Source organism: Corynebacterium sp. HMSC064E08, assembly GCF_001811805.1.
Lineage (GTDB): Bacteria > Actinomycetota > Actinomycetes > Mycobacteriales > Mycobacteriaceae > Corynebacterium > Corynebacterium jeikeium_D.
Genome location: NZ_KV806698.1, coordinates 137406 through 159382 on the forward strand (window position 1 = coordinate 137406; position 21977 = coordinate 159382).

20 protein-coding genes and 2 tRNA genes are annotated in these 21977 nt (G+C 60.4%); 13 read left to right on the plus strand and 9 right to left on the minus strand.

Annotated elements, in window-relative coordinates; all coding sequences use genetic code 11:
* Nucleotides 1–139: 139 nt before the first annotated feature.
* The 5 genes from pth to HMPREF2820_RS03835 all read right to left on the minus strand — a co-directional run bounded on the left by pth (nucleotide 140) and on the right by HMPREF2820_RS03835 (nucleotide 4400).
* Nucleotides 140–748, minus strand: coding sequence for an aminoacyl-tRNA hydrolase (gene pth / locus HMPREF2820_RS03815; RefSeq protein ID WP_070602859.1), 609 nt, complete (start codon nucleotides 746–748; stop codon nucleotides 140–142).
* 126 nt (nucleotides 749–874) lie between these two features.
* Nucleotides 875–1516 carry a 50S ribosomal protein L25/general stress protein Ctc gene (locus HMPREF2820_RS03820; protein ID WP_038626221.1) on the minus strand — a complete coding sequence of 214 codons (642 nt, stop codon included), beginning with the start codon at nucleotides 1514–1516 and terminating at the stop codon, nucleotides 875–877.
* A 250-nt stretch (nucleotides 1517–1766) separates the two neighbouring features.
* Nucleotides 1767–2744 (minus strand): ribose-phosphate diphosphokinase, encoded by a 978-nt coding sequence (locus HMPREF2820_RS03825; protein WP_016423206.1) that lies wholly within the window; start codon nucleotides 2742–2744, stop codon nucleotides 1767–1769.
* A 7-nt stretch (nucleotides 2745–2751) separates the two neighbouring features.
* Nucleotides 2752–4242, minus strand: coding sequence for a bifunctional UDP-N-acetylglucosamine diphosphorylase/glucosamine-1-phosphate N-acetyltransferase GlmU (gene glmU, locus HMPREF2820_RS03830; protein WP_048733948.1), 1491 nt, complete (start codon nucleotides 4240–4242; stop codon nucleotides 2752–2754).
* An 87-nt stretch (nucleotides 4243–4329) separates the two neighbouring features.
* A tRNA-Gln gene (locus tag HMPREF2820_RS03835) sits at nucleotides 4330–4400 on the minus strand.
* Between the two features lie 110 nt (nucleotides 4401–4510).
* Between HMPREF2820_RS03835 and HMPREF2820_RS03840 the strand changes: the two genes are divergently transcribed.
* The 9 genes from HMPREF2820_RS03840 (at nucleotide 4511) to HMPREF2820_RS03880 (ending at nucleotide 14619) form a co-directional block, all read left to right on the plus strand.
* Nucleotides 4511–5203 (plus strand): TetR/AcrR family transcriptional regulator, encoded by a 693-nt coding sequence (locus HMPREF2820_RS03840; RefSeq protein WP_101687444.1) that lies wholly within the window; start codon nucleotides 4511–4513, stop codon nucleotides 5201–5203.
* Nucleotides 5204–5247: 44 nt separating this feature from the next.
* Entirely contained in the window at nucleotides 5248–8874 is a 3627-nt protein-coding gene (gene mfd / locus HMPREF2820_RS03845; protein ID WP_070603202.1) for a transcription-repair coupling factor, read from the plus strand.
* Nucleotides 8875–8881: 7 nt separating this feature from the next.
* Nucleotides 8882–9922, plus strand: coding sequence for a MazG nucleotide pyrophosphohydrolase domain-containing protein (locus HMPREF2820_RS03850; protein WP_049172244.1), 1041 nt, complete (start codon nucleotides 8882–8884; stop codon nucleotides 9920–9922).
* A gap of 71 nt (nucleotides 9923–9993) precedes the next feature.
* Nucleotides 9994–10854, plus strand: a complete 861-nt coding sequence (locus HMPREF2820_RS03855; RefSeq protein WP_048733954.1) for a lytic transglycosylase domain-containing protein — start codon at nucleotides 9994–9996, stop codon at nucleotides 10852–10854.
* Between the two features lie 85 nt (nucleotides 10855–10939).
* Nucleotides 10940–12214: a phosphopyruvate hydratase gene (eno, locus tag HMPREF2820_RS03860; protein ID WP_048733955.1), complete on the plus strand. Its 1275-nt coding sequence runs from the start codon at nucleotides 10940–10942 to the stop codon at nucleotides 12212–12214.
* 112 nt (nucleotides 12215–12326) lie between these two features.
* Nucleotides 12327–12863 (plus strand): FtsB family cell division protein, encoded by a 537-nt coding sequence (locus tag HMPREF2820_RS03865; protein WP_048733957.1) that lies wholly within the window; start codon nucleotides 12327–12329, stop codon nucleotides 12861–12863.
* Nucleotides 12864–13003: 140 nt separating this feature from the next.
* A complete protein-coding gene (locus tag HMPREF2820_RS03870) occupies nucleotides 13004–13540 on the plus strand; it encodes a DUF501 domain-containing protein (RefSeq protein ID WP_048733959.1) in 537 nt (178 codons plus the stop codon).
* Entirely contained in the window at nucleotides 13541–14530 is a 990-nt protein-coding gene (locus HMPREF2820_RS03875; RefSeq protein WP_049172251.1) for a Ppx/GppA phosphatase family protein, read from the plus strand.
* A gap of 12 nt (nucleotides 14531–14542) precedes the next feature.
* A tRNA-Leu gene (locus HMPREF2820_RS03880) sits at nucleotides 14543–14619 on the plus strand.
* Between the two features lie 62 nt (nucleotides 14620–14681).
* On the opposite strand, the gene HMPREF2820_RS03885 is transcribed toward HMPREF2820_RS03880, so the two are convergent.
* Together HMPREF2820_RS03885 and HMPREF2820_RS03890 are read right to left on the minus strand one after the other, a co-directional pair.
* Entirely contained in the window at nucleotides 14682–16265 is a 1584-nt protein-coding gene (locus HMPREF2820_RS03885) for a succinic semialdehyde dehydrogenase (RefSeq protein WP_048733962.1), read from the minus strand.
* 71 nt (nucleotides 16266–16336) lie between these two features.
* Entirely contained in the window at nucleotides 16337–16702 is a 366-nt protein-coding gene (locus tag HMPREF2820_RS03890; protein WP_246822206.1) for a hypothetical protein, read from the minus strand.
* 203 nt (nucleotides 16703–16905) lie between these two features.
* On the opposite strand from HMPREF2820_RS03890, the gene HMPREF2820_RS03895 reads away from it, so the two are divergent.
* A complete protein-coding gene (locus tag HMPREF2820_RS03895; RefSeq protein ID WP_048733966.1) occupies nucleotides 16906–17733 on the plus strand; it encodes a Bax inhibitor-1/YccA family protein in 828 nt (275 codons plus the stop codon).
* 249 nt (nucleotides 17734–17982) lie between these two features.
* Here the strand turns inward: HMPREF2820_RS03895 and greA are convergent, their stop codons facing one another.
* Nucleotides 17983–18495, minus strand: a complete 513-nt coding sequence (gene greA, locus HMPREF2820_RS03900; RefSeq protein WP_048733968.1) for a transcription elongation factor GreA — start codon at nucleotides 18493–18495, stop codon at nucleotides 17983–17985.
* Nucleotides 18496–18669: 174 nt separating this feature from the next.
* On the minus strand, nucleotides 18670–19137 hold the full coding sequence (locus HMPREF2820_RS03905; protein WP_038626188.1) for a DUF4307 domain-containing protein: 468 nt from the start codon (nucleotides 19135–19137) through the stop codon (nucleotides 18670–18672).
* A gap of 261 nt (nucleotides 19138–19398) precedes the next feature.
* Between HMPREF2820_RS03905 and mca the strand changes: the two genes are divergently transcribed.
* The 3 genes from mca to HMPREF2820_RS03920 all read left to right on the plus strand — a co-directional run bounded on the left by mca (nucleotide 19399) and on the right by HMPREF2820_RS03920 (nucleotide 21970).
* Nucleotides 19399–20253, plus strand: a complete 855-nt coding sequence (mca, locus tag HMPREF2820_RS03910) for a mycothiol conjugate amidase Mca (RefSeq protein ID WP_042388838.1) — start codon at nucleotides 19399–19401, stop codon at nucleotides 20251–20253.
* Nucleotides 20254–20280: 27 nt separating this feature from the next.
* Nucleotides 20281–20565, plus strand: a complete 285-nt coding sequence (locus HMPREF2820_RS03915) for a hypothetical protein (RefSeq protein ID WP_048733974.1) — start codon at nucleotides 20281–20283, stop codon at nucleotides 20563–20565.
* A 313-nt stretch (nucleotides 20566–20878) separates the two neighbouring features.
* Nucleotides 20879–21970 (plus strand): 3-deoxy-7-phosphoheptulonate synthase, encoded by a 1092-nt coding sequence (locus HMPREF2820_RS03920; RefSeq protein WP_070602860.1) that lies wholly within the window; start codon nucleotides 20879–20881, stop codon nucleotides 21968–21970.
* Nucleotides 21971–21977: the final 7 nt, after the last annotated feature.

The following is a 21977-nucleotide window of genomic DNA, read 5'->3' on the forward strand; positions in this document are numbered from 1 at the left end:
CTTCCCGAATCCCACCGCCAGGCGCTCGGTGGACAGAGCGAAAACGCCGACGAAAACGCCGAGCAGCACGAACACCGACGAGCTGTAAAGACTGAAGCTCCCGGGAACGTGAAAATAGCCCCCCCCCTTCCCGCTACTGCTACCGCCCGTGAATCTGGTTCTGCGCAATCTCCAGCCCGTGGCTGGCGATTAACTCCACCGCCTCCGCAGCAGTGGGCAGAGTGAAAGCGAGCTCCTCGCGTTCCTTAGCATTGAAATTACGCAGCACGTAGTCCGCCGGATCTTGGCGGCCCGGAGGACGGCCAATGCCAATACGCACCCGCATGTAGTCCTTCGTGCCCAACGACTTCGTGGTCGAGCGCAGGCCATTGTGGCCATTCTCGCCCCCGCCGCGCTTAAGCCGTACCACGCCCGGGTCCAGGTCCAGCTCATCGTGGACTACCACGACGTCGGTAGGTGCGATGTTGAAGAACTTGGCCAGCGCCGCAATCGGACCACCCGACAGATTCATGTAGGTCCGGGGCTTAGCCAGAATCACCTGTCGCTCGCCGCCATCGGAGGTCTTAAACCGAGTCTGCACAATCTCAGCGTTGGACTTCTTATGCACGCTAAACGACGAAGGCATCGGAGAAGTGCGGCTCGCTAGTTCATCTAGCACCAGATGCCCGACGTTATGGCGGGTGAGTTCATATTTGGGCCCAGGGTTGCCGAGCCCCACGACAAGCAGAGGTGTGGTGGAGGCGTTCATGAATTCAATCTTGGCACACGGTGCGCGGTCTGTTGGCTTCGGGGAGTTTCAAGAACAAAAAAGGGACGGACCAGAGTGTCCGTCCCTTTTTACTTAGCTGTGGTAGCTAGGCCTGCGAGTTCATAATTACTCAGCGGATTCCTCAGCTGGCTCATCCGGGGTCTCAGCCTCGCCCATGCCCTCGATGTCGGCATCGACGTCGCCAGCCGGCTCTTCCTCCGGCTCGACAATGTTGAAGATGAGCAGGTCAGCGTCGTCGGTGAGGACCAGGCCCTCCGGCAGGGTAACGTCGCCGGCGTGAACCATGGTGCCGACCTCTGCGCCCTCGACGGAGACCTCGATCTCTTCCGGAATAGCCAGAACCGGTGCGTTGACCAGAATGGTTTCGGCATCCTGCATGAGCAGGGCGCCCGGAGCGAGCTCGCCAGTCGGAACGACCGGAACCTCAACCTCAACCTTCTCGTCACGGTGAATGGCGAGCAGGTCAGCGTGGTCGATGTCGAGGGTCAGCGGGTTCTGGTCAACAGCCTTGACCATGGACAGCTGGGACTCGCCCTCGATGTTGACGTCCAGAACAGCATTGACACCGTGGTTACGGATGACAGCGTGGAAATCCAGAGTGTCAACGAGGATGTGCTTCGGGGCATCCAGGTCAGCGCCGTAGATGACAACCGGGATGTCGCCAGCAACGCGGGCACGGCGAGCGGCACCCTTGCCGAACTCGGTGCGGTTACGGGCATCAATCTTGATGATGTTGGGCTTTGCCATGAAAATGGACTCCTAAACGATTCGATATTGAGTCGTCGAGTCGAGCACGTGCCGCATCCATGCCACCGTGGGCGCAAAAGTTGGGCTGCGAGCGTCGCGTCGATAACGGCAACCACCTACTGTGGCCGCCCTCGCCGAGACTTACCGGAGAAATTGTAGTGGACTAACAGGTCAAACAGCAAACCCCGCCACCACCAGCAAAACTAGGTTGCTGGTCGCGGCGGGGTGCCCGTCGGCAAGCGGAAAGAGCTTATGCCTGACCCTCGAAGAGAGTGGTGACGGAACCGTTTTCGAAGATCTCGTGGATCGTCTTAGCCAGCAGCGGTGCGATTGGCAGGACGGTCAGGTTGTCCCAGCCCTCGGTGGACTGCGGCAGGGTATCGGTGGTGATGACCTCGCGGGCACCGCACTTCGACAGGCGCTCGCGAGCTGGGTCGGAGAAGACGCCGTGCGTGGTAGCGATGATGACATCCTCAGCGCCAGCCTCACGCAGCACCTTGACAGCGCCGGCGATGGTGCCGCCGGTGTCAATCATGTCGTCGATGAGCAGACAGGTCTTACCGGAGACCTCGCCGACCACGCGGTTGGCGACAACCTGGTTCGCGACATCGACGGAACGGGTCTTGTGAATGAAGGCCAGCGGGGCGTCGCCCAGGGTGTTGGCCCACTTCTCGGAAACCTTCACACGGCCGGCGTCAGGGGAGACCACGACCAGGTTGTCCAGGGAGTAGTTCTTCTTGATGTACTCCGACAGAATCGGCATGGCGTGCATGTGATCGACCGGGCCGTCGAAGAAGCCCTGGATCTGGTCGGTGTGGAGGTCCACGGAGACGATGCGGTCAGCGCCGGCGGTCTTGAGCAGGTCTGCGACCAGGCGAGCGGAAATCGGCTCACGGCCACGGTGCTTCTTGTCCTGGCGGGCGTATGGGAAGAACGGCAGGATAGCGGTGATGCGCTTGGCCGAACCGCGCTTGAGCGCGTCAATCATAATCAGCTGCTCGATGAGCCACTTGTTCAGCGGTGCCGGGTGCGCCTGCAGTACGAAGGCATCGGAACCGCGGACGGATTCCTCGTAGCGCACGAAGATTTCGCCGTTGGCAAAATCACGAGCGGTCATCGGAGTCAGCTCTGTGCCGAGCTCCTTGGCAACTGCCTCGCCCAATTCCGGGTGTGCCCTTCCGGAGAAGAGCATGAGGTTCTTTTGGTTATCGATCCACTGGCCGGTCATCTGCCGTCTAGCCTTCCTGGTCTTCCTTGTTGTTGTCAGCGTTGTCAGCTACCTGCGCCGCCTGCGCTGCCTCAGCAGCAGCGGTACCTGGACGCTTCCGCTCGACCCATCCCTCGATGTTGCGCTGACGGCCACCACTGACCGCCAATGCTCCCGGAGGAACGTCGTCCTTAATAACAGTACCTGCACCTGAGTACGCACCATCACCCACGGTCACCGGAGCGATGAACATGGTGTCGGAGCCGGTGCGAACATGCGAGCCGATAACAGTGCGGTGCTTGTTGACACCGTCGTAGTTCACGAACACGCTGGAGGCACCAATGTTGGAGTGCTCGCCAATCTCCGCATCGCCGACGTAGGTCAGGTGCGGAACCTTCGAACCGTTTCCGATCTGCGCGTTCTTCGCTTCTACGAAGCCGCCGAGCTTCGCGCCGACACCGAGTTTGGTGTTCGGGCGAATGTAGGTGAACGGTCCGACCGTCGCATCCTCGCCGATCTCCGAATCGGAACCGTGTGTACGTACGACGCTGGCGCGCTTGCCGACGACCATGTTGGTCAGTGTCGTGTCCGGTCCCACGGTGGCCCCGTCGCCAATCACGGTCTTGCCGTGCAGCTGCGTGCCCGGCAGAATCGTGACGTCGCGGCCGACTTCCACCTCAACGTCAATCCACGTGGTGTCCGGGTCGACGATAGTGGCGCCCCCGCGCATAGCTGCCTCGCAGGTGCGACGGTTGAGTTCGCGGCCAAGGGTAGCCAGCTGGACGCGGTCATTGACACCGGCGACGACGGTGGCATCGGCGAGGCGGTGACCGCGTACTGAGCGGTCGGCCTCACGGGCGATGCCGATGACATCGGTGAGGTAGAGCTCGCCCTGGGCATTGTTGGTGTCCAGCTGCTTGAGAGCGTTTGCCAGGGTCTCGGCATCGAATGCGTAGACACCGGAGTTGACCTCGGTGATCTCGCGTTCCTCGTCGGAGGCATCCTTTTCCTCCACGATGCGCAGAACTTCGCCGTCGGCGTTGCGAACGATGCGGCCGTAGCCGTGCGGGTTGTCAGCAGTGGAGGTCAGCACAGTCACGGCAGCGCGTGGCTTGCGGTTGTGCTCTTCGAGCAGTGCCTGGAGCGCTTCGGAATCCAGCAGCGGAACATCGGAAGTGGTTACCAGGATGGTGCCATCGAAGTTCTGCAGCTCGGGGTGCTCCAGCGCGCACTGAACAGCGTGGCCGGTACCGTTTTGCTCGTCCTGGTGGGCAATGACGACACCGTTGGAGTGCTCGGTATCCGAAGCCCAAGTCCCGATGGCGTCGATTACCTTTTCGCGCTGGTGGCCAACGACAACAGCAATCTCATCCGGATTAATGCCCTTGGCGGCATAGAGCGCGTGCTCCAACATGGTACGACCGCCGATAGCGTGCAGCATTTTCGGCGTATCGGATTTCATTCGGGTGCCTTGACCCGCGGCGAGAATGACCACAGCGGTGGCCGAACCGTTTGACATGAAACTTGCTACTCCTCGGTCAGGGTGCATCACGGTCACGGCGGGGCGAAAAGTCACTTCTTAATTAAGGGGCCGGCCCCCCGCTTGCTCTCCCACCAGGACTCGAACCTAGAATGCCGGTACCAAAAACCGGAGTGTTGCCATTACACCATGGGAGAATGGGGCAAACGCGAAAAATTGCATGGCTGATTCGACGCTGATTCGACTCAGCCAACTCGCTTGCGCCTGCGATATACGATAGCAAGACTTTAGCCACTAATCTAAAAGCATGGCCTCCAATTCTCCGAGACGACGTATGACCGGTCCACAGCGCAAAGCTCAGCTGACAGAAGTCAGCCGTGGAATCTTTGCCGCCAAGGGGCTTGATGCCGCCTCAATGGAGGAGATCGCTGCCGCAGCTGGGGTATCAAAGCCGGTTGTCTACGAGCATTTCGGTACCAAAGAGCGGCTCTACCAGGCAGTCGTCGACCAGGAGATGAAGACCCTGGAGGCCACGATTAGGGAAGCGTTGTCCCTGGGACGCTCGCGTTACCGCATCGAACAGGCGGTGTTGGCACTGCTGACTTATGTGGAGGAAAACCCGGAGGGATTCTCCATTATTTCTCGCGACCCCGGCGTGGCGGGTGGCTATGAGACGCTGCTGAATAATGCCACTGAGTCGATTACGCCTATCCTTGCCGAGGCTTTCAAACGCGCCGGCTTCGACCCGGCCATGTCGGTGCTCTACGGAAACTGCATGGTCGGTATGGTTTCGCAGACCGCTCGCTGGTGGATGGAGAAGCGCAGTCCGGATAAGGAGACGGTGGCGGCGCACATCGTGAACCTGTGTTGGAACGGGCTGGCCGGCATGGAGGGTTCTCCGACTCTCCATGGTTCCGCTGATGTGCCAGCGGCCGCTGAGGGTGCGAAGTTTGGAGCAGGTGCTGCAGCGGACCCGATGCAGGTGGCGGAGAACGGCTAACCAGCACGCAGGGTGGATCCGGGGTGCATGGTTATATTGGGGCTATGCCAACTTCTGCGTCCTCCTCGGCGAAAGCCACACCCAGCATGCTGCCGAACCCGCTGTCGGGGCTGGAAAGCCTCGTTGTCACGGATCCTCAATTTGTCGGCGTGCTCGGGCGCATCGGCGAAGACGAGCTGGCGCTCACGGGTGCGGACGCGGTGCGTTCGCACCTTATTTACGCCATGTCTACGAAGGTGCCGGTGCTGGTCGTCACGGCTACCGGCCGTGAGGCGGAGGACCTGACTGCCGAGGTCAAGTCGATGATCGGCGACCGTGTAGCTATGTTCCCCTCGTGGGAGACGCTCCCGCATGAGAAGCTTTCGCCAGCGGTGGATACCGTGGCGCAGCGTCGTAAGGCGCTTTACGACGTTCGCCGGGGCAAGGTCGACGTTCTGATTGCGGCGGTGCGCTCGTTGGTGCAGCCGATTGTGGACGACCTTGAGGCTGAAGCCAGCGCCCCCATTCACGTCCAACTGGACCGGGACTGCGAGAGCCTGGTTGAGCGGCTGGTGCATCACGGCTATTCGCATGTGGACATGGTCGGCAGGCGTGGCCAGTTTGCCGTGCGTGGCGGCATCGTCGATGTTTTCCCTGCGACCGAAGAGCTGCCGGTACGTATCGAGCTCTGGGGTGACGAGGTCACCGACCTGCGCGCTTTTTCCGTCGCTGACCAGCGCACGATCTCTGAGGTAGAGGTCGACCAGCTGGATATCTTCCCGTGTCGTGCACTGCTTATCGACGACGATGTGAAGGCCGCCGCGGAGAAACTCGCCACCACGCGTTCTGGCCAGGTCCAAGAAATGCTCACCCGCATCGGCGATGGCCAGTGGGTGGAGGGCATGGAATCGCTGATCCCACTGATTAGTCAGCATCCGATGAAGATGCTCACCGAGGTCATGCCGGAGAAAACTCATGTGCTCATGTGCGGGCCGGAGCGCATTCGCTCCCGCGCACAGGACCTTATCAGTGCAGGCGAGGAGTTTATGGCCGCGGCGTGGGAAACTGCTGCGATGGGTGGCTCGGCGCCAATCGCCACGGATGGGCTGGAGCCCAGCGCGTACCGCAGCTTGGCCTCTATCCCGATGCCCACTTCGTGGCATATTTCCCCGCCCGGCATGCTGGAGGCGGGAGTCACCGAAGATGATGTGCTGCCACTGACCTTCGAGCCTGGGCCCGCGCCACGCGGCGACTTAAAGGAAATTGGTCACCTGATGAAGCAGCTGCGCGATGCCACGGTCGCGGGGGAGCGAGTGGCGTACGTGGCGGCGACGCCCGCGGGGGCGCGTCGGCAAGCGGAAAAGTTTAGGGAAGCCGGAATTGCGACGCGCATGGCGGCGGGCCCGGAGTATCCCGAGTCCGGAAGAATTACGGTCTACCAGGGTGTTTTGCACGGTGGCCTGGTGTTCCCGCGAATCCCCGGTGGCGCGCTGACTCTGATTACCGAGCAGGACATCACAGGTAACCGCATCGCGGAAGGCGCGCTTGGTGGGCGCCGCAAGCCAGCGAAGCGCCGTGGTCGGGTGGATCCGCTGGCGCTGAAGGCCGGCGACTATGTCGTGCACGACACGCATGGCATCGGTCGGTTTGTGAAGCTCACTGAGCGCACCATCGGCACGGGTGAGGATCAGGCTCGCCGCGAGTACGTGGTGCTCGAGTACGCACCGAGCAAGCGCGGAGGTCCCTCGGACCAGCTCTACGTGCCGATGGAGAGCCTGGATCTGCTGTCGCGCTATGTCGGCGGCGAAAAGCCCGCGCTATCGAAGATGGGCGGCTCGGACTGGAAGTCCACCAAGCGCAAGGCCCGTGGTGCTGTCCGCGAGATTGCGGAAGAGCTGGTCAAGCTCTACGCCGAGCGCCAAGCCGCGCCGGGCCACGCGTTCGCGCCGGATACGCCATGGCAGCAGGAGATGGAGGATAACTTCCCCTTCACCGAAACTGAGGACCAGCTGCAGGCCATCGACGAAATCAAGTCCGACATGGAAAAGCCGGTGCCGATGGATCGCGTGCTCATCGGCGATGTCGGCTACGGCAAGACCGAGGTGGCACTGCGTGCTGCCTTCAAGGCAGTTCAAGATGGCCGTCAGGTGGCAGTGTTGGTGCCGACCACGCTTCTGGCGCAGCAGCATTTGACCACTTTCACTCAGCGTATGGAGGGCTTCCCGGTCACCATCCGTGGGCTATCCCGCTTCACCTCGCCGAAGGACTCCAAGGAGGTCCTCGAAGGGTTGAAGAACGGGACGGTCGACATTGTTATCGGCACGCATCGTCTCCTGCAGACCGGCGTGCAGTGGAAAGAACTCGGCCTGGTCATCGTTGACGAGGAGCAGCGTTTCGGTGTCGAGCACAAGGAACACATCAAGGCGCTACGGCACCACGTCGACGTGCTCACCATGTCCGCAACGCCAATTCCGCGCACGCTCGAAATGTCGATTGCCGGCATCCGCGAGATGAGCCAGATTCTCACCCCGCCGCAGGACCGCCACCCGGTGCTGACATACGTCGGTGCGCAGTCCGACAAGCAGGTCGCCGCTGCTATCAGGCGAGAGCTGCTTCGCGACGGCCAGGTGTTCTACCTGCATAATAAGGTGGAAACCATTGACAAGGTCGCCCAGAATATCCGCAATTTGGTGCCCGAGGCCCGCGTGGTAGTGGCCCACGGTCAGATGGGGGAGGAGCAGCTGGAGCGAACAGTCGATGGCTTCTGGCAGCGCGAGTACGACGTGCTGGTGTGTACCACCATCGTGGAGACCGGCCTGGATATTGCCAACGCCAATACGTTGATTGTGGAAAACGCCCACCATATGGGTCTTTCCCAGCTGCACCAGCTGCGTGGTCGCGTGGGCCGTTCCCGTGAGCGCGCCTATGCCTACTTCCTCTACCCGGAAAATCAGACGCTGACGGAGACTTCCTACGACCGTCTGTCCACGATTGCGCAGAACAATGACTTGGGTGCCGGTATGGCTGTGGCCATGAAGGACCTGGAAATGCGTGGTGCCGGAAATATCCTCGGTGCGGAGCAGTCCGGTCACATTGCCGGTGTCGGCTTCGATATGTACGTCCGACTGGTTGGCGAGGCCGTGGCCGCGCTGAAGGCAGTGGCCGATGGTGAAACTCCGGATGCTTCCGATAACGAACCGAAGGAAGTTCGGATCGATTTGCCGGTCGATGCGAATATTCCGGCCGAATATGTGTCGTCGGAACGCCTGCGTCTAGAGGCGTACCGCAAATTTGCTGCCGCCAGTGCGCTGGACGATATCGACGTAGTGCTCGAAGAGCTCGTTGACCGTTACGGAACCCCACCCATTGAGGTGGAGAGACTGGCGGTTATTTCACGACTTCGAATTATTTGCCGGGAATTCGGCGTGCATGAAGTTCAAGCCATGGGTGCGCACATTAGAATAACCCCTATGGAGCTTGCTGACTCCAAGCAGGTGCGTCTCAAGCGCCTGTATCCACAGGCGACCTATCGTGCGGCAACGCGCACGGTTTCCGTCGGAATGCCGAAGGAAGGGCGAGGGTTGCGGGCAAAACCTGTCCGCGATATTGCATTGGTGCAGTGGGTAGCAGACTTCTTGACATCGATGGCGGGAATTCCACGTATGGATATCTCGCACATGGGAAAGGACTAGAAACCGTATGACTATCATCAAGCTCGATAGCCGCTTTCCAACAGCGATTCCGCTGGAAGCCGCTAGCCTGCTGACCGGTGAAGTCAGCTACACCGAAGAAGTCCCGATCCGTGTGCGCTGGGCAATCGCCGACGCCGGTGGGCACTCGGTGTCCCAGGCGGAGATTCTGGTCACCACCGATATGGAAAACGACGAGGTACTCGATCGCCTCGATGCGGGCGAGAAGGTCTACTCGGTCGAGCTGGATGATGCGCCGGACCCAGCAGCTCCGGCAGCTCAGGTTGCGGCGGCTCCCCAGCAGGACTCGGTGAAAGAACCTGAGCCAGAACCGGTTGCAGAGCCAGGGGCAGAGCCTGTTGCAGAACCGCTGACTCCGCAGGAACAGCTTGCCGCAGCTCGTCTGCCCCACGTCGTCGAGGCCGTGGACATCATGGCGGCAGCACGGCGCACGGGGCAGTGGGAAGCTCGCCAGACGCACAAGAGCCTGCTGCCGTATCTCATTGAAGAGGCCTACGAGTTTGTCGACGCAGTCAACGAGGGCGGTGACATTCGTAGCGAGCTGTCGGATCTGCTGCTGCAGATTCTCTTCCACGCTGAAATCGCGGAGGACTTCGACTTCGACGATGTGGCGACCGACTTTATTTTGAAGATGCGCGCTCGTCAGCCGTACCTCTTCGACGGCACTGTGGCCGAGGGAGAGATGGTGTCGGAGGAAGAACAGGAGCGACTGTGGGCTTACGGCCGCGGACGTCCGCGCTCGAACCCGGCCACACAGCTGCCAGCTCTGACTTTGGCTGAGGAAGCCATCCGCCGCGCACGTGCACTGGGACTGTCCGATGCAGACATTCCAGTGGAGATTCTGGTCCCGACCCCGGGGCTGGAGACTGAGTCCGGTGCGGAAGAACGGACCCGACAGGCTTCACGCACATTCCTGACTGAGCTGGCCCAGATGGAGAATCAGCAGGCCGGCAGTGCTGAGCAGTGGGCAGCGGGCAGCGAAGATAACGAAGAGGCTGAGGACTTCGGCCCGTCGGAAAGCGACAGCTAGTTTCCAGCAAAAGTGATTTCTGTCCTCGAGTTTGAGTGATTTTTACGGTCTACCCCGTAGAGTAATTCCCCATGCCTTCTAATTCTCCCTTTGATGAATACGCGCACCCCGCACCCCGCGGGGCGAAGTCGCGTGGCCGCAGTAAGGGGAAAAAGAAGTCCTCGCGAGGATGTGGCTGCCTCGGTCTAACCTCCCTGGCGGTGCTGATCATCATTGGCACGGTTGGGGCGTTGGCTATGTTCACTGGACCCGTAATCCCGTCGTTGACCAAGAAGCCGATTCCGGATAATGTGCCGCCTGCTGCGGCTGAGCCACCGCCGATGATTGATGTCAACGCGCCCGGGCGCACCTCGGAACAGCTCCGACAGTGGGCGCAGCAGATTTCCCCGAAGACTGGTATTTCTGAGGACGCTCTCCGTGCCTACGGCAACGCATATGTGATTGCGGCCGAACAGTTCCCGAACTGCCACCTGGAGTGGAACACGCTTGCAGGACTGGGCAAAGTGGAGACTAATCACGGCACGTACTCGGGCAATTGGCTCAAGCCGGCTCATATCGGCGCCGATGGGGTAGTCAGTCCGACGATTATCGGTCCGCCGCTGGACGGCACGAGTGGGTTTGCTGAGGTTCTCGATACTGACAACGGTGAACTCGACGGTGACACAGAGTATGACCGCGCTGTGGGGCCGATGCAGTTTATTCCCGAGACCTGGCATCGTTTTGCGATGGATGCTTCTGGTGATGGCGTCGCCGACCCCAACAACATCGACGACGCAACTGCGACCACGGCACGGATGCTCTGCAGTGGGGAACGCGACCTCGCCACCCCGGAAGGGTGGGCATCTGCAATTCGCTCGTATAACCAGTCTGAGCAGTATCTTCGCGATGTTCGGGATGCTGCGGCGAACTATGCGCTGAATCAGCCCGCATAGGGTGAAAAGGATTTAAGGCGAAGGTTGGCAAACCGTGCCACAATTGGAGTCATGTGCCGGAACGGTTCCGGCGGAAAGGTGACCTATGGCTGCAATCATCGAGTTGAACGCACGCGAAATTCTGGACTCCCGTGGTAACCCGACCGTTGAGGTTGAGGTGCTGTTGGAAGACGGCGCTGTGGGCCGCGCTGCGGTTCCGTCCGGTGCCTCCACCGGCGTTCATGAGGCACACGAGCTCCGCGATGGCGGAGACCGTTACCTGGGCAAGGGGGTCGAGAAGGCTGTCCGCGCTGTGCTCGAGGAGATTGAGGACGCAATTATTGGCCTCGAGGCTGAGGACCAGCGTCTGGTTGACAAGACCATGATTGAGCTGGACGGCACCGACAACAAGTCCCGCCTGGGTGCTAACGCAATCCTGGGTGTTTCCATGGCTGTTGCCAAGGCTGCTGCTGAGTCCGCTGGCCTGGATCTGTTCCGCTACGTCGGCGGCCCGAACGGTCACGTTCTGCCGGTTCCGATGATGAACATCCTCAACGGTGGCGCACACGCTGACTCCGGCGTTGACGTCCAGGAGTTCATGATTGCTCCGATTGGCGCCCCGACCTTCAAGGAAGCACTGCGCGTCGGTGCTGAGGTCTACCACGCACTCAAGAAGGTCATTAAGGACAAGGGCCTGTCCACTGGCCTCGGTGATGAGGGCGGCTTCGCTCCGTCGGTTGACTCCACCAAGGCTGCTCTTGACCTGATTGTTGAGGCAATTGAGGCTGCAGGCTACAAGTTGGGCGACGATGTCGCTCTGGCTCTCGACGTCGCTTCTTCCGAGTTCTTCAAGGACGGCAAGTACCACTTCGAGGGCGGCGAGCATACCGCTGAGGAGATGGCAGCTGTCTACGCTGACCTGGTTGAGAACTACGCCATCGTCTCCATCGAGGATCCGCTGCAGGAGGATGACTGGGAGGGCTACACCACCCTGACTGCTCAGCTTGGTGACAAGGTCCAGATCGTCGGCGACGACTTCTTCGTCACCAACCCGAAGCGTCTGGCAGAGGGCATTGAGAAGAAGGCCGCTAACGCTCTGCTGGTCAAGGTCAACCAGATCGGTACCCTGTCCGAGACCTTCGAGGCCGTCGCAATGGCTCACAACGCCGGCTACAAGTCCATGATGTCCCACCGCTCCGGTGAGACTGAGGACACCACCATCGCTGACCTGGCCGTCGGCCTGAACTGTGGCCAGATTAAGACCGGTGCTCCGGCTCGCTCCGAGCGCGTTGCTAAGTACAACCAGCTGCTGCGCATCGAGGAGTACCTGGGTGACGCTGCTGTCTACGCTGGTCGCAGCGCATTCCCGCGTTTTAAGTAAAGAGCTGAGGCGCTGCGAAAGCTGCGTCTAGCACTGCCCGTCCGCACCACGCACGTGGTTGTGGGCGGGTTTTTGTTATTTCATCGGCTGGCGGTCGGGTAGAGTGTGGGGCATGAGTGCATCGGACCGATCTCGCCGCGGAACACAGTCGCGCCCCGCAGGGGCGGGGCAGCGTTCGGCAGCGGCAATCGCATCGGGAATGCGCTCGCTGAGCACGGCACAGAAGATCGGCATTGGTCTGCTGGTGCTTTTCTTAGTATCTGTTCTCGCAATTCCGCTGCGGACTTTTGCACAACAGCAGGCGGATGTAGCCGCAACGCAGGACAATATTGCTCGCATGGAACAGCGAATTAAGCAGTTAGAGGATGAAAAGGAGCTTTACTCCAACCCTGCCTATGTTAAGGAGCAGGCACGTCTGCGCCTGGGGCTGGTAGAGCCGGGGGAGACCCCATTCCGTATCCTCGATCCGGCCGTGGGCGAACAGCCTGTGACGCAGCCGGAGGAAATTCCGCAGCACCAGGCCAAGAAGTGGTACGAGACGCTGTGGGATTCCATTTCTATCCCGCCCGAACCCGAAGAGACTCGCCCTAATCCGGGGCGCGATCAGGCAACGAGGCCAGAGAGCTTGCCGACGGTACCGGAGTCCTAAACCTCCGTAGGGCTACCTGGGGCCTCTCGGTGAGGTTGCATGCGCGGCGGAGTGTGCCGTCGTAAAGCGAAGCAACGCGCTTGTAAGGCGACTGTGAGATTATGTGTCAGTAAAAAACGGAAGCAAAAGGAGTGTGACCGATGTCTGTGGATACCGCAGATTTGGAAGTGATAGCGGAGCAGCTCGGACGTGAACCGCGGGGTGTAGTGGACATCTCTTACCGCAGCCCCGACGGCACTCCTGGTGTGGTTAAGACGAAGCCGCGCTTGGACGATGGCACTCCGTTTCCCACGCTCTTTTACCTAACTGATCCGCGACTCACCGCCGAGGCCTCTCGGTTGGAGACGACCGGCGTGATGAAGGAAATGACCGCGCGTCTGGAAAGCGACGAAGAGCTCGCCGCCGATTACCAGCGTGCACATGAGGCGTTTCTGGCAGAGCGCAATGAGATGGAAGACCTGGGCACGGACTTCTCCGGTGGCGGAATGCCGACGCGCGTGAAGTGCCTCCACGTTCTTATTGCCTACGCGCTGGCCAAGGGGCCGAATCACTTCCGACTGGGTACTGAGTCGGTGGCGCTGGCGGCGGAGAACGAGAAGCTGCGCGGCACCGCGATTCCCGCAGATTGGCCCACGATTGCCGAGCTCGGTATTGCGTATCCGGGGGTGGAGGGATAAATGACGACCCTCGCTGCCGTCGACTGCGGCACTAATTCGCTTCGCCTGCTTATCAGCCGGGTCGAGGTTGTCGATGGAGTTCTCGAAATCACAGAACTGCACCGACTGATGGAAATCGTCCGCCTTGGCCAGGGCGTGGATGCCACTGGCATGCTGGCTCCAGAGGCGCTGGAGCGCGTGCGGGAGGCTCTGACGAAGTATGCGGAGCTTATGCAGGTCGAAAAAGTGCAAGCAGTCCGAATGGTGGCGACATCGGCGACACGCGACGCAAGCAACCGCGACGATTTCTTCGCCATGACCCGCGAGATTCTCGCTCCGTGGGGTGCAGAGGCCGAGGTTATTTCTGGCGACGAGGAAGCCGCGCTGTCCTTCCGCGGTGCAGTCGATGACTTGGAGCCCGAGCTCGGTCCGTATTGCGTCATCGACGTCGGTGGCGGCTCCACCGAGGTAATTGTTGGCGATCACGACGGCACTGTGGCCGGTTCCGATTCCGTGGCCATGGGCAGTGTGCGCTTGACCGAACGGTTCCTGCAGGCCTCGCCACCGACGGCGGAACAGGTCCAGGAGGCGCGTTCGTATGTTGCGGAGCTGGCCGACGAAATTGTTGCGAAGGTGCCTGTCGACAAGGCTCGCACCATCGTCGGCTGCGCCGGGACCTTCACCACGCTGTCGGCGCTGGCACAGGGTCTAGAAACCTACGACCCGGAGGCAATCCACCTGTCGCAGCTGCGCTTTGCGGCGTTGCGTGCGCTGACCGCGTCCGTGATTGAGACCGACGCGGAGTCCCTCGCTGCCAATCCCGTGATGCATCCGAAGCGCGCGGATGTCTTCGCCGGCGGTTCCATCATTGTGGACGGTCTGATGGACATGTTTGAGGCGCTGCCGCTTTCCGAGGCAGCGAAGGAAGAGCAGCGCTTTTTCTACATCAGCGAGAAGGATATCCTCGACGGAATTGTGGCGAGTTTGGTAGACACCCATATCGCCCATTAATCTTTCTTAGGGGCCCCTATAGCCCAATTGGCAGAGGCAGAGGACTTAAAATCCTTTCAGTGTGGGTTCGAGTCCCACTGGGGGCACCAAAAGGCCAGGTCAGAGAGTTTTCTGACCTGGCCGTTTGCTATCTGTGCGCGCTACATGTGGATTACGGCAGGACGTTGAACTTCTTGCCGAGAACAAGTGCCGTGTTGAACACCTTCGAGTACAGCTCACGCGGCATCTGTGGCATCGACACAGGGGAAAGGCGCTGCACGGTCACCGTCTGCTCATCGGTGTACTTCAGCAGGCCGCCCGCTGCTTGACGACGGCCCACACCCGAATCCTTGAAACCACCCATCGGGGCATCGACAGACGCGAAGGCCGCAGCAAAACCATCGTTGACATTGACGGTACCGGCCTCAAGCTGTGGAGCCAGCTCCTTTGCGCGACGCGGGGAGGTCCACAGCGAAGCGTTGAGGCCATAACGGGAATCGTTGGACTTGGCGATAGCCTCGTGGACATCCGAGACGCGCTGGAGGACTACCACCGGTCCGAATACCTCTTCGGTCAGCAGGGCGACGCCCTCCGGGACGTCGGTAAGCACGGTCGGCTCGTAGAACAGCGGTCCCAGATCCGGGCGAGGACGACCACCGGTCAGCACGGTGGCGCCGGCCTCGATGGCCTCGTCGACCATGGACTTGACGATGTCGAACTGGCCCTGCGACTGCAGACAGCCCATCTCGGTTTCCCACTCGTAGCCAGCGCCGATGGACATTGCCTTCACGCGGTCGGTGAATGCCGGGACGAACTCGTCCCAGACGGAGTCCACGACATAAATTCGCTCAATGGATACACACAGGTGACCGGAGTTGGTGAAGCAGCCGATGCGTGCGCCCTCGACCGCGCGGTTGATGTTGGCATCTTCAGCGACAATCAGCGGGTTCTTGCCGCCGAGCTCCGCGGAGAAACTGATCAGGCGCTCGCCACACTGCTGTGCCAGCGAGCGGCCGGTCTCGGAGGAGCCGGTGAACATCAGGAAGTCACACTGGCCGACAATGCCCTGGCCGACAACGCGACCGGGACCTGGAATGACCTGGAAGAGATCCTCCGGAAGGCCAGCGCGGTAGAGCAAATCGACAGCGAAGAGAGCGGTAAACGGAGTGGTGCTGTCCGGCTTGAGCACGATGGCGTTACCGGCCATCAGTGCAGCCAGCGCATCGGAAACCGCGAGGGTCAGCGGGTAGTTCCACGGAGCAATAACACCGACGACGCCCTTTGGATGGTGGTAGACAGTGGTCTTGGAAAGTACCGGGACAGCGCCGTGTGCTCGCTTCGGCTCAAGCAGTTTCGGGCCCTGATTGCCGTAGTAGCGGGCGGTGATAGCTGTGTGTACGAGCTCCTCGTGGGCACTGGCGCGGTTTTTACCGGTCTCGGCCTGCAGCAGGTCCAGCACCTGGTCGCAGTGGGTAAAGAGCAGGTCGTGGAAGTGGTGCAGCACTTCGCCGCGCTTTTCCGGCGCCATGCGGGCCCACTTCTTCTGCGCGGCACGGGCACGCTTGAAGGCCTCGTCGACATCGGCCTGGGTACCGACAGGAATCTGCGCCAGCTCCTGGCCGGTAAATGGTGCCGAGATAGTGGCGGTCTTCGACTTATCAGCTACCGTGACGCGCTGAAGAAGGCGGGCAACGAGCTCGTCGTTAAGCGGATTGCGGATGGTAGTTCGGTTTGTCGTAGCAGTAGATGCTGTCATGGCACAGATACTACTGTTGCGCGGCGCCCCGAGATAGTAAATTTGGCAAAACTACAAAAACTTAGAAAACTTTAGTAAGTAGTCCAGCCCATCCGACGGTTGCGGTCCGGTTCGCGCGGGCCATCGTTGCCGAACTCGAACGGTTCGTGGCCGTCGACATCGCCGTAGCGCATCTCCGGGTCATCATCCAGATCGTCGTCGACGTCGATGTCCGGCTTTTCCTCGGCCAACCGCTTGCCGAGGGTGTCATGCGGAGAAGCACCCCGCCAGCGGTCCGGCGGATCCATTACATAATTCTCGCCATCACCGGTGAGGAAGTCGCCATCGAGTCCCTCTGAGCCATCGAGCGTGGTCTCGTCGAAATCACCAGTGGTATCCGGATCGTAGTCAAGGCCATCAGACATCTTGACCAACCTCCTGTTTTCATAATCACTCATGTGGTGCCCACGCCTGGCGACTGTGAGTTTTTCCGCGATTACAAAATCACCGCCAGCAGGCGAGGAATTACCTTGATACTAACTGTTTTTCAGGGTTGGGAACAATACCTTTACATCGCCCGTTGTAGAAAGTGTAGGCAAACGTAAGCGCGTGTGCCTGAATACAAAACGTAAGAAAAACTGAGAAAAGAAAGAAGGACGACGTGCGCGAAAGCAGCAATCCTGCATTCAGTTCACTTACTAAGACCGTCGCCCGCGGACAGGCGGGCGCACATCACTACGGCCAAGGTCAGATGGGCGCTGGCTACGGGGATAACCCGTACCAGTCGCAGGTTGCCGCCGACTACCGTCCGATGACGGTCGACGATGTCGTTTCCAAGACCGGCATCACGCTGGCAACCATCATCGTTCTGGCTGCAGTCAACTTCTTCATTGCCGTCAGTGTCTCCACCAGCCTGGCCATGATTCTGACCATTGTCGGCGCCATCGGTGGTCTGATTACTGTTTTGGTTTCCACCTTCGGCAAGAAGTACGGCTCCGCGCCGGTTACCCTCACCTACGCGGCCTTCGAGGGTCTCTTCGTCGGCGGCATCAGCTTCATGTTCACCGCTCCAATTCAGGGCGTTGCCGCTGGTGCGCTGATTATGCAGGCAGTGCTGGCCACCCTGGGTGTCTTCATCGGTATGCTCTTCGTCTACAAGTCGGGCGCTATCCGCGTGACCCCGAAGTTCACCCGTTTTATGAGCGCGGCTCTGATCGGTGTGCTGGTCCTCATGCTGGGCAACCTGGTGCTCTCCCTGTTCGGCCTGGGCTTCCCGCTGCGTGACGGCGGCATGCTGTCGATCATCTTCTCGCTGGTCTGCATCGGCCTGGCAGCCTTCAGCTTCCTGATTGACTTCGATCAGGCTGACCGCCTGGTCCGCGCTGGCGCTCCGGCTCAGTACGCCTGGGGTGTCGCCCTCGGCCTGGCTGTGACCCTGGTCTGGCTCTACACCGAGATTCTGCGTTTGCTGTCCTACTTCAGGGACTAAACGCTAGAAAACTAACTAACGCACAAGCGCCGGTTAGCCCGTTATTACGGGTTGGCCGGCGCTTTGTTGTTGGCAGTCGACATATTGACCGATCGGGCTGTGCAGTGTGACGTCGTAAAGCGCGATATCGAAGCGGGAGAGGGCACAAAAAATGGACCGATAGGCCATATGGGCTTCTATCGGTCCAAGAATCGGGCACTGTGGCCCGAAGTTGCCGCCTGGGTTGAGGCGGTCTAACGCCGGGAGCGCTTAGGCGTCCATCTCCGGGTCGTACGGCTCAGCCTTGACCACAGTGACAGACACTTCGTCGCCGCTCGGGGAAGCGTAAGTGCGGGTCTCGCCCTCCTTAGCGCCGACCAGAGCCTTGCCCAGCGGGGAATCGGTGGAGTAGGTCTCCAGGTTCGGGTTGGAGGAGTCAGCGCCACGGGTACCGATGAGGAAGGTCTCGGTGTCGTCTTCGTCGCCGTCGTAGTAGACGTGGACCACGGTGCCGACCAGAGCCACACCGGACTCCTGCGGGATCTCGCCGACGGTGGCGCGCTGCAGCAGGTCTTCGAGGTAGCGGATGCGTGCCTCTTCCTGTCCCTGCTGCTCGCGGGCGGCATCGTAGCCGGCGTTTTCCTTCAAGTCGCCCTCTTCGCGGCGCTCGTTAATCTCGGCGGCGATGACCGGGCGGTTTTCATATAGCGCCTCAAGCTCGGCCTTGAGCTTGTCGTAGGACTCCTGGGTGAGCCATGGGCTATTGTTCTTTGCCTCAGTCATGGTTCCTCCTGTGTTTTTGGCTATTTAATACAAAAGCGGCCCCGCGTGGGGCCGTCGGCTGCGTCACAGGATAGCACTGTCACGCCACATGGCAATAACAGGCGCATCGGAGTGTTGTTGCGCACGCTTTACGATGTGCCGTGGAAGCGCATAATCCTCAGTTGCGAAAGGAGGTTACTTCGCAGGTGCGAGGAACTCCGGAATGTCGGTGGAGCAGCCGTAGACATCGCCTGCGACGGCCAGCTCGCGGGTGGCAATGGGCACGTCCATACGCACCGTAGCGGGGCCGCCGCCCGGAATGAATACGTCGCGACGCCCGACCTCTGCCACGTCATAGTTCAGCGCATAGATAATGCAGTAGCTATCCAGCTCCGGCTTTTCGCGGGTGACGTCCAGGGTGAAGATGAACTGCTCATCTTCCTTACCTGGAGTGCGGCTCCAGCCCGCTTGCGTTGCAGAGACATCCGGGGCGGAGACGCGGTTCATCTGAACGAAGATGTATGCGCCGGCGATGACGAGCATGCCAACAATAGCGATGACAACCAATTTTGCGGGGAGAGTGCGACTGTTGTCCCCATAGCGCTCGCGCTGCTCGTTAGGCGCTGCGGTATTTCGGGTGTTTCGCTCCGAACTTTCAGCCATGCTTTTTAGCCTATCGGAGTTCTCAGTCGACGTGGTAAAATGTTGACAGTTAAACAATCTTTCTGGTGTGGCGCGGTGTCCTGCTGCTATGTCGTTCCGCCGAGTAGCGATGCTGCGTGGTCATATGATGGTGCAGCGCTATAGTGGGGCGGTATTGAAACGGTGCTGGAGTAGCATCGTTGCGGTCGAAGGGCTCCGGCCTTGGCCAGAAAACATGGACTGAGATAGTAGCGGGAGTGACTTCAATTGACACTTCGTCTGATGGCAATTCACGCTCATCCTGATGACGAATCGAGCAAGGGCGCCGCAACGATGGCCCGATATGCGGCGGAAGGGCATCGCGTCAAAGTGGTGACCTGCACCGGCGGTGAGGCTGGTAGCATTCTCAACCCTGCGATGGATCGGCCGGAGGTGCGGGAGAATATCGCCGCGGTGCGCGTTCACGAAATGGCTGCAGCCGCTGAGACTCTCGGCGTTGAACATGAGTGGCTCGGCTTTACCGACTCCGGTCTGCCTGCGGGCAACCCGGTGCCGGTGCTGTCGCACGGTGTGTTTGCTCGCCAATCGGTCGAGGATGCGACCAAGCCTCTCATTCGGGCAATCCGCGAGTTTCGTCCGCACGTCGTCATTACTTACGACGAAAACGGTGGCTACCCGCACCCGGACCACATCATGACCCATATCGTGTCCATGCGCGCTTGGCTGGAGTCTGGAACGGATAAGTACCCCGAGCTCGGTGAACCATGGGAAATTTCCAAGCTCTACTACACCCACGGTTTCATCAAGGCGCGTCTCATCGCGCTGGACAACTACTACCGCGACAACGGTTTGGAAAGCCCGCTGGCCGAGTCCTTCCGCCGTTGGACTAAGACTCCCGGCGACATCATGACCCGCGTGACCACGCAGGTTGAGTGCGGCGAATACTTCCAGCAGCGGGATCAGGCGCTGCTGGCGCACGCCACGCAGATCGATCCGAACGGGCCATTCTTCGCCGTGCCAGTAGACATTCAGCAGCGCGTTTGGCCGACCGAAGAGTTTGAGCTCGCCCGCACTCGCGTGCAGACTGAGCTGCCAGAGACCGATCTCTTCGCCGGTATCGACCCCGACGCGGAATAGTCCGGAATTAACGCTAAGCTGGAACTCATGATTGAAAGCTTCGATGCCTTGGCGGCTCGCACGACAATTTTCCTGGCGCAGAACCCCACTGGTCCGCGGGGTGCTGACTTCGGTAAGGCCTCTCCTATTGGCCTGCTCATCATTGTCGTTTTGCTCATCGTCATCCTGGCTCTCGGCTGGGATCTCTCGCGGCGCGCGAAGCGCATGGCCGCCCGCCGGAAGTTTGCCGAGGCGCACGGTATGGATCCCTTTGATTCCGAGGCCGTGGATAAAGCGATGGCTGCAGCAGAGCAGCGTCGTGAAGCGGAGTAGTTAGCGTCAAGGCATGTGCGCGCCGCTTGACGACGGGCGATGTGTGCACCCCTGATTGTTTCCCATGTGGCGGGATTTGGAGTTCGAATTGCGGGATTCTAGGCAGTGCGCTACAGTCAAGCACATGCGTATGTGGCGATTTTATTTTTCGAAGGCTCCGGAGGCAGTGACGACATAGTCACAGCCGGCGGCTAATCGTCACGTCGCCACCAACCGGAGCCAAAGGCAGCAGCCCCAACCAATCGGGGCGCTGCCTTTTGTCGTATCTACAGCCAAAATGCGCAACTAATCACCCAGAGAAAAGAGACCTCAGATGACCCCTCCAACTTCCCTCGAAGCCCCCGCCTCGACCGCGAACCGCCGCGTCGTAGCCTTCCACGACCTGCCCTCCCCAGAAGAGGTCATGGCCAAACAGCCACTGACCCCAAACCTGGTTAACGAGGTAGAGCAGTCGCGACTCGACGTCGCCCGCGTCATCGCCCGTGAAGACGATCGTCTGCTGGTCGTTGTCGGCCCGTGCTCCATTCACGACCCTGAGGCCGCCATCGACTACGCCCGCCGCCTGAAGGCCACCGTCGATGAGCTCGACGAGGACCTGCTGGTCGTCATGCGCGTCTACTTCGAAAAGCCGCGCACCACCGTCGGCTGGAAGGGACTCATCAACGACCCCGACCTGGATAGCTCCTTCAAAATCAACAAGGGCCTGCACATGGCCCGCGAGGTACTCATCGAGGTCCTGCGCACCGGCCTGCCCGCCGGCGCCGAATTCCTCGAGCCCAACAGCCCGCAGTACATTTCCGACGCCGTCTCCTGGGGTGCAATTGGTGCGCGCACCACGGAGTCGCAGGTCCATCGTCAGCTCGCTTCCGGACTTTCCGTGCCCATCGGCTTCAAGAACGGCACCGACGGCAACGTCCAGGTCGCCGTGGACTCGCTGGTCTCCGCAGCAAACCCGCACTTCTTCTTCGGCATGAACGACCAAGGCCGCGCCGCCGTTGTCGAAACCGCCGGCAACCACAACTGCCACATCATCCTCCGCGGTGGCACCTCCGGCCCGAACTGGGACGAAGAATCGCTTAACGACGCCGAAGCGCGCCTGAACAAGGCCGAGCAAACCGTCAGCATTATGGTGGACGCCTCCCACGCCAATTCCGGAAAATCCGAGGTGCGCCAGGCCGAGGTCGTTGAGGAACTCGGCAAGCTCATCGGGGGCGGCGACGAGCGCATCACCGGCATCATGATGGAGTCCTTCCTCGAAGCCGGCGCGCAAAAAATTACCGATGGTCGTAAGGGCCTCGTATACGGCAAGTCCGTCACCGATGCGTGCATGGATTGGGAAACCACCGACCGGCTGCTGCGTACGCTTGCGGCAGAAGTCCGGAAGCGTCGGCAGGCACGCGACTAAGCACAAA

Excerpts from the sequence above, each read along its gene's own strand:
- pth (WP_070602859.1), bottom strand. The coding sequence starts at position 748 with ATGAACGCCTCCACCACACCTCTGCTTGTCGTGGGGCTCGGCAACCCT.
- HMPREF2820_RS03820 (WP_038626221.1), bottom strand. The coding sequence starts at position 1,516 with ATGGCAAAGCCCAACATCATCAAGATTGATGCCCGTAACCGCACCGAG.
- HMPREF2820_RS03825 (WP_016423206.1), bottom strand. The coding sequence starts at position 2,744 with ATGACCGGCCAGTGGATCGATAACCAAAAGAACCTCATGCTCTTCTCC.
- glmU (WP_048733948.1), bottom strand. The coding sequence starts at position 4,242 with ATGTCAAACGGTTCGGCCACCGCTGTGGTCATTCTCGCCGCGGGTCAA.
- HMPREF2820_RS03840 (WP_101687444.1), top strand. The coding sequence starts at position 4,511 with ATGGCCTCCAATTCTCCGAGACGACGTATGACCGGTCCACAGCGCAAA.
- mfd (WP_070603202.1), top strand. The coding sequence starts at position 5,248 with ATGCCAACTTCTGCGTCCTCCTCGGCGAAAGCCACACCCAGCATGCTG.
- HMPREF2820_RS03850 (WP_049172244.1), top strand. The coding sequence starts at position 8,882 with ATGACTATCATCAAGCTCGATAGCCGCTTTCCAACAGCGATTCCGCTG.
- HMPREF2820_RS03855 (WP_048733954.1), top strand. The coding sequence starts at position 9,994 with ATGCCTTCTAATTCTCCCTTTGATGAATACGCGCACCCCGCACCCCGC.
- eno (WP_048733955.1), top strand. The coding sequence starts at position 10,940 with ATGGCTGCAATCATCGAGTTGAACGCACGCGAAATTCTGGACTCCCGT.
- HMPREF2820_RS03865 (WP_048733957.1), top strand. The coding sequence starts at position 12,327 with ATGAGTGCATCGGACCGATCTCGCCGCGGAACACAGTCGCGCCCCGCA.
- HMPREF2820_RS03870 (WP_048733959.1), top strand. The coding sequence starts at position 13,004 with ATGTCTGTGGATACCGCAGATTTGGAAGTGATAGCGGAGCAGCTCGGA.
- HMPREF2820_RS03875 (WP_049172251.1), top strand. The coding sequence starts at position 13,541 with ATGACGACCCTCGCTGCCGTCGACTGCGGCACTAATTCGCTTCGCCTG.
- HMPREF2820_RS03885 (WP_048733962.1), bottom strand. The coding sequence starts at position 16,265 with ATGACAGCATCTACTGCTACGACAAACCGAACTACCATCCGCAATCCG.
- HMPREF2820_RS03890 (WP_246822206.1), bottom strand. The coding sequence starts at position 16,702 with ATGAGTGATTATGAAAACAGGAGGTTGGTCAAGATGTCTGATGGCCTT.
- greA (WP_048733968.1), bottom strand. The coding sequence starts at position 18,495 with ATGACTGAGGCAAAGAACAATAGCCCATGGCTCACCCAGGAGTCCTAC.
- HMPREF2820_RS03905 (WP_038626188.1), bottom strand. The coding sequence starts at position 19,137 with ATGGCTGAAAGTTCGGAGCGAAACACCCGAAATACCGCAGCGCCTAAC.
- mca (WP_042388838.1), top strand. The coding sequence starts at position 19,399 with ATGGCAATTCACGCTCATCCTGATGACGAATCGAGCAAGGGCGCCGCA.
- HMPREF2820_RS03915 (WP_048733974.1), top strand. The coding sequence starts at position 20,281 with ATGATTGAAAGCTTCGATGCCTTGGCGGCTCGCACGACAATTTTCCTG.
- HMPREF2820_RS03920 (WP_070602860.1), top strand. The coding sequence starts at position 20,879 with ATGACCCCTCCAACTTCCCTCGAAGCCCCCGCCTCGACCGCGAACCGC.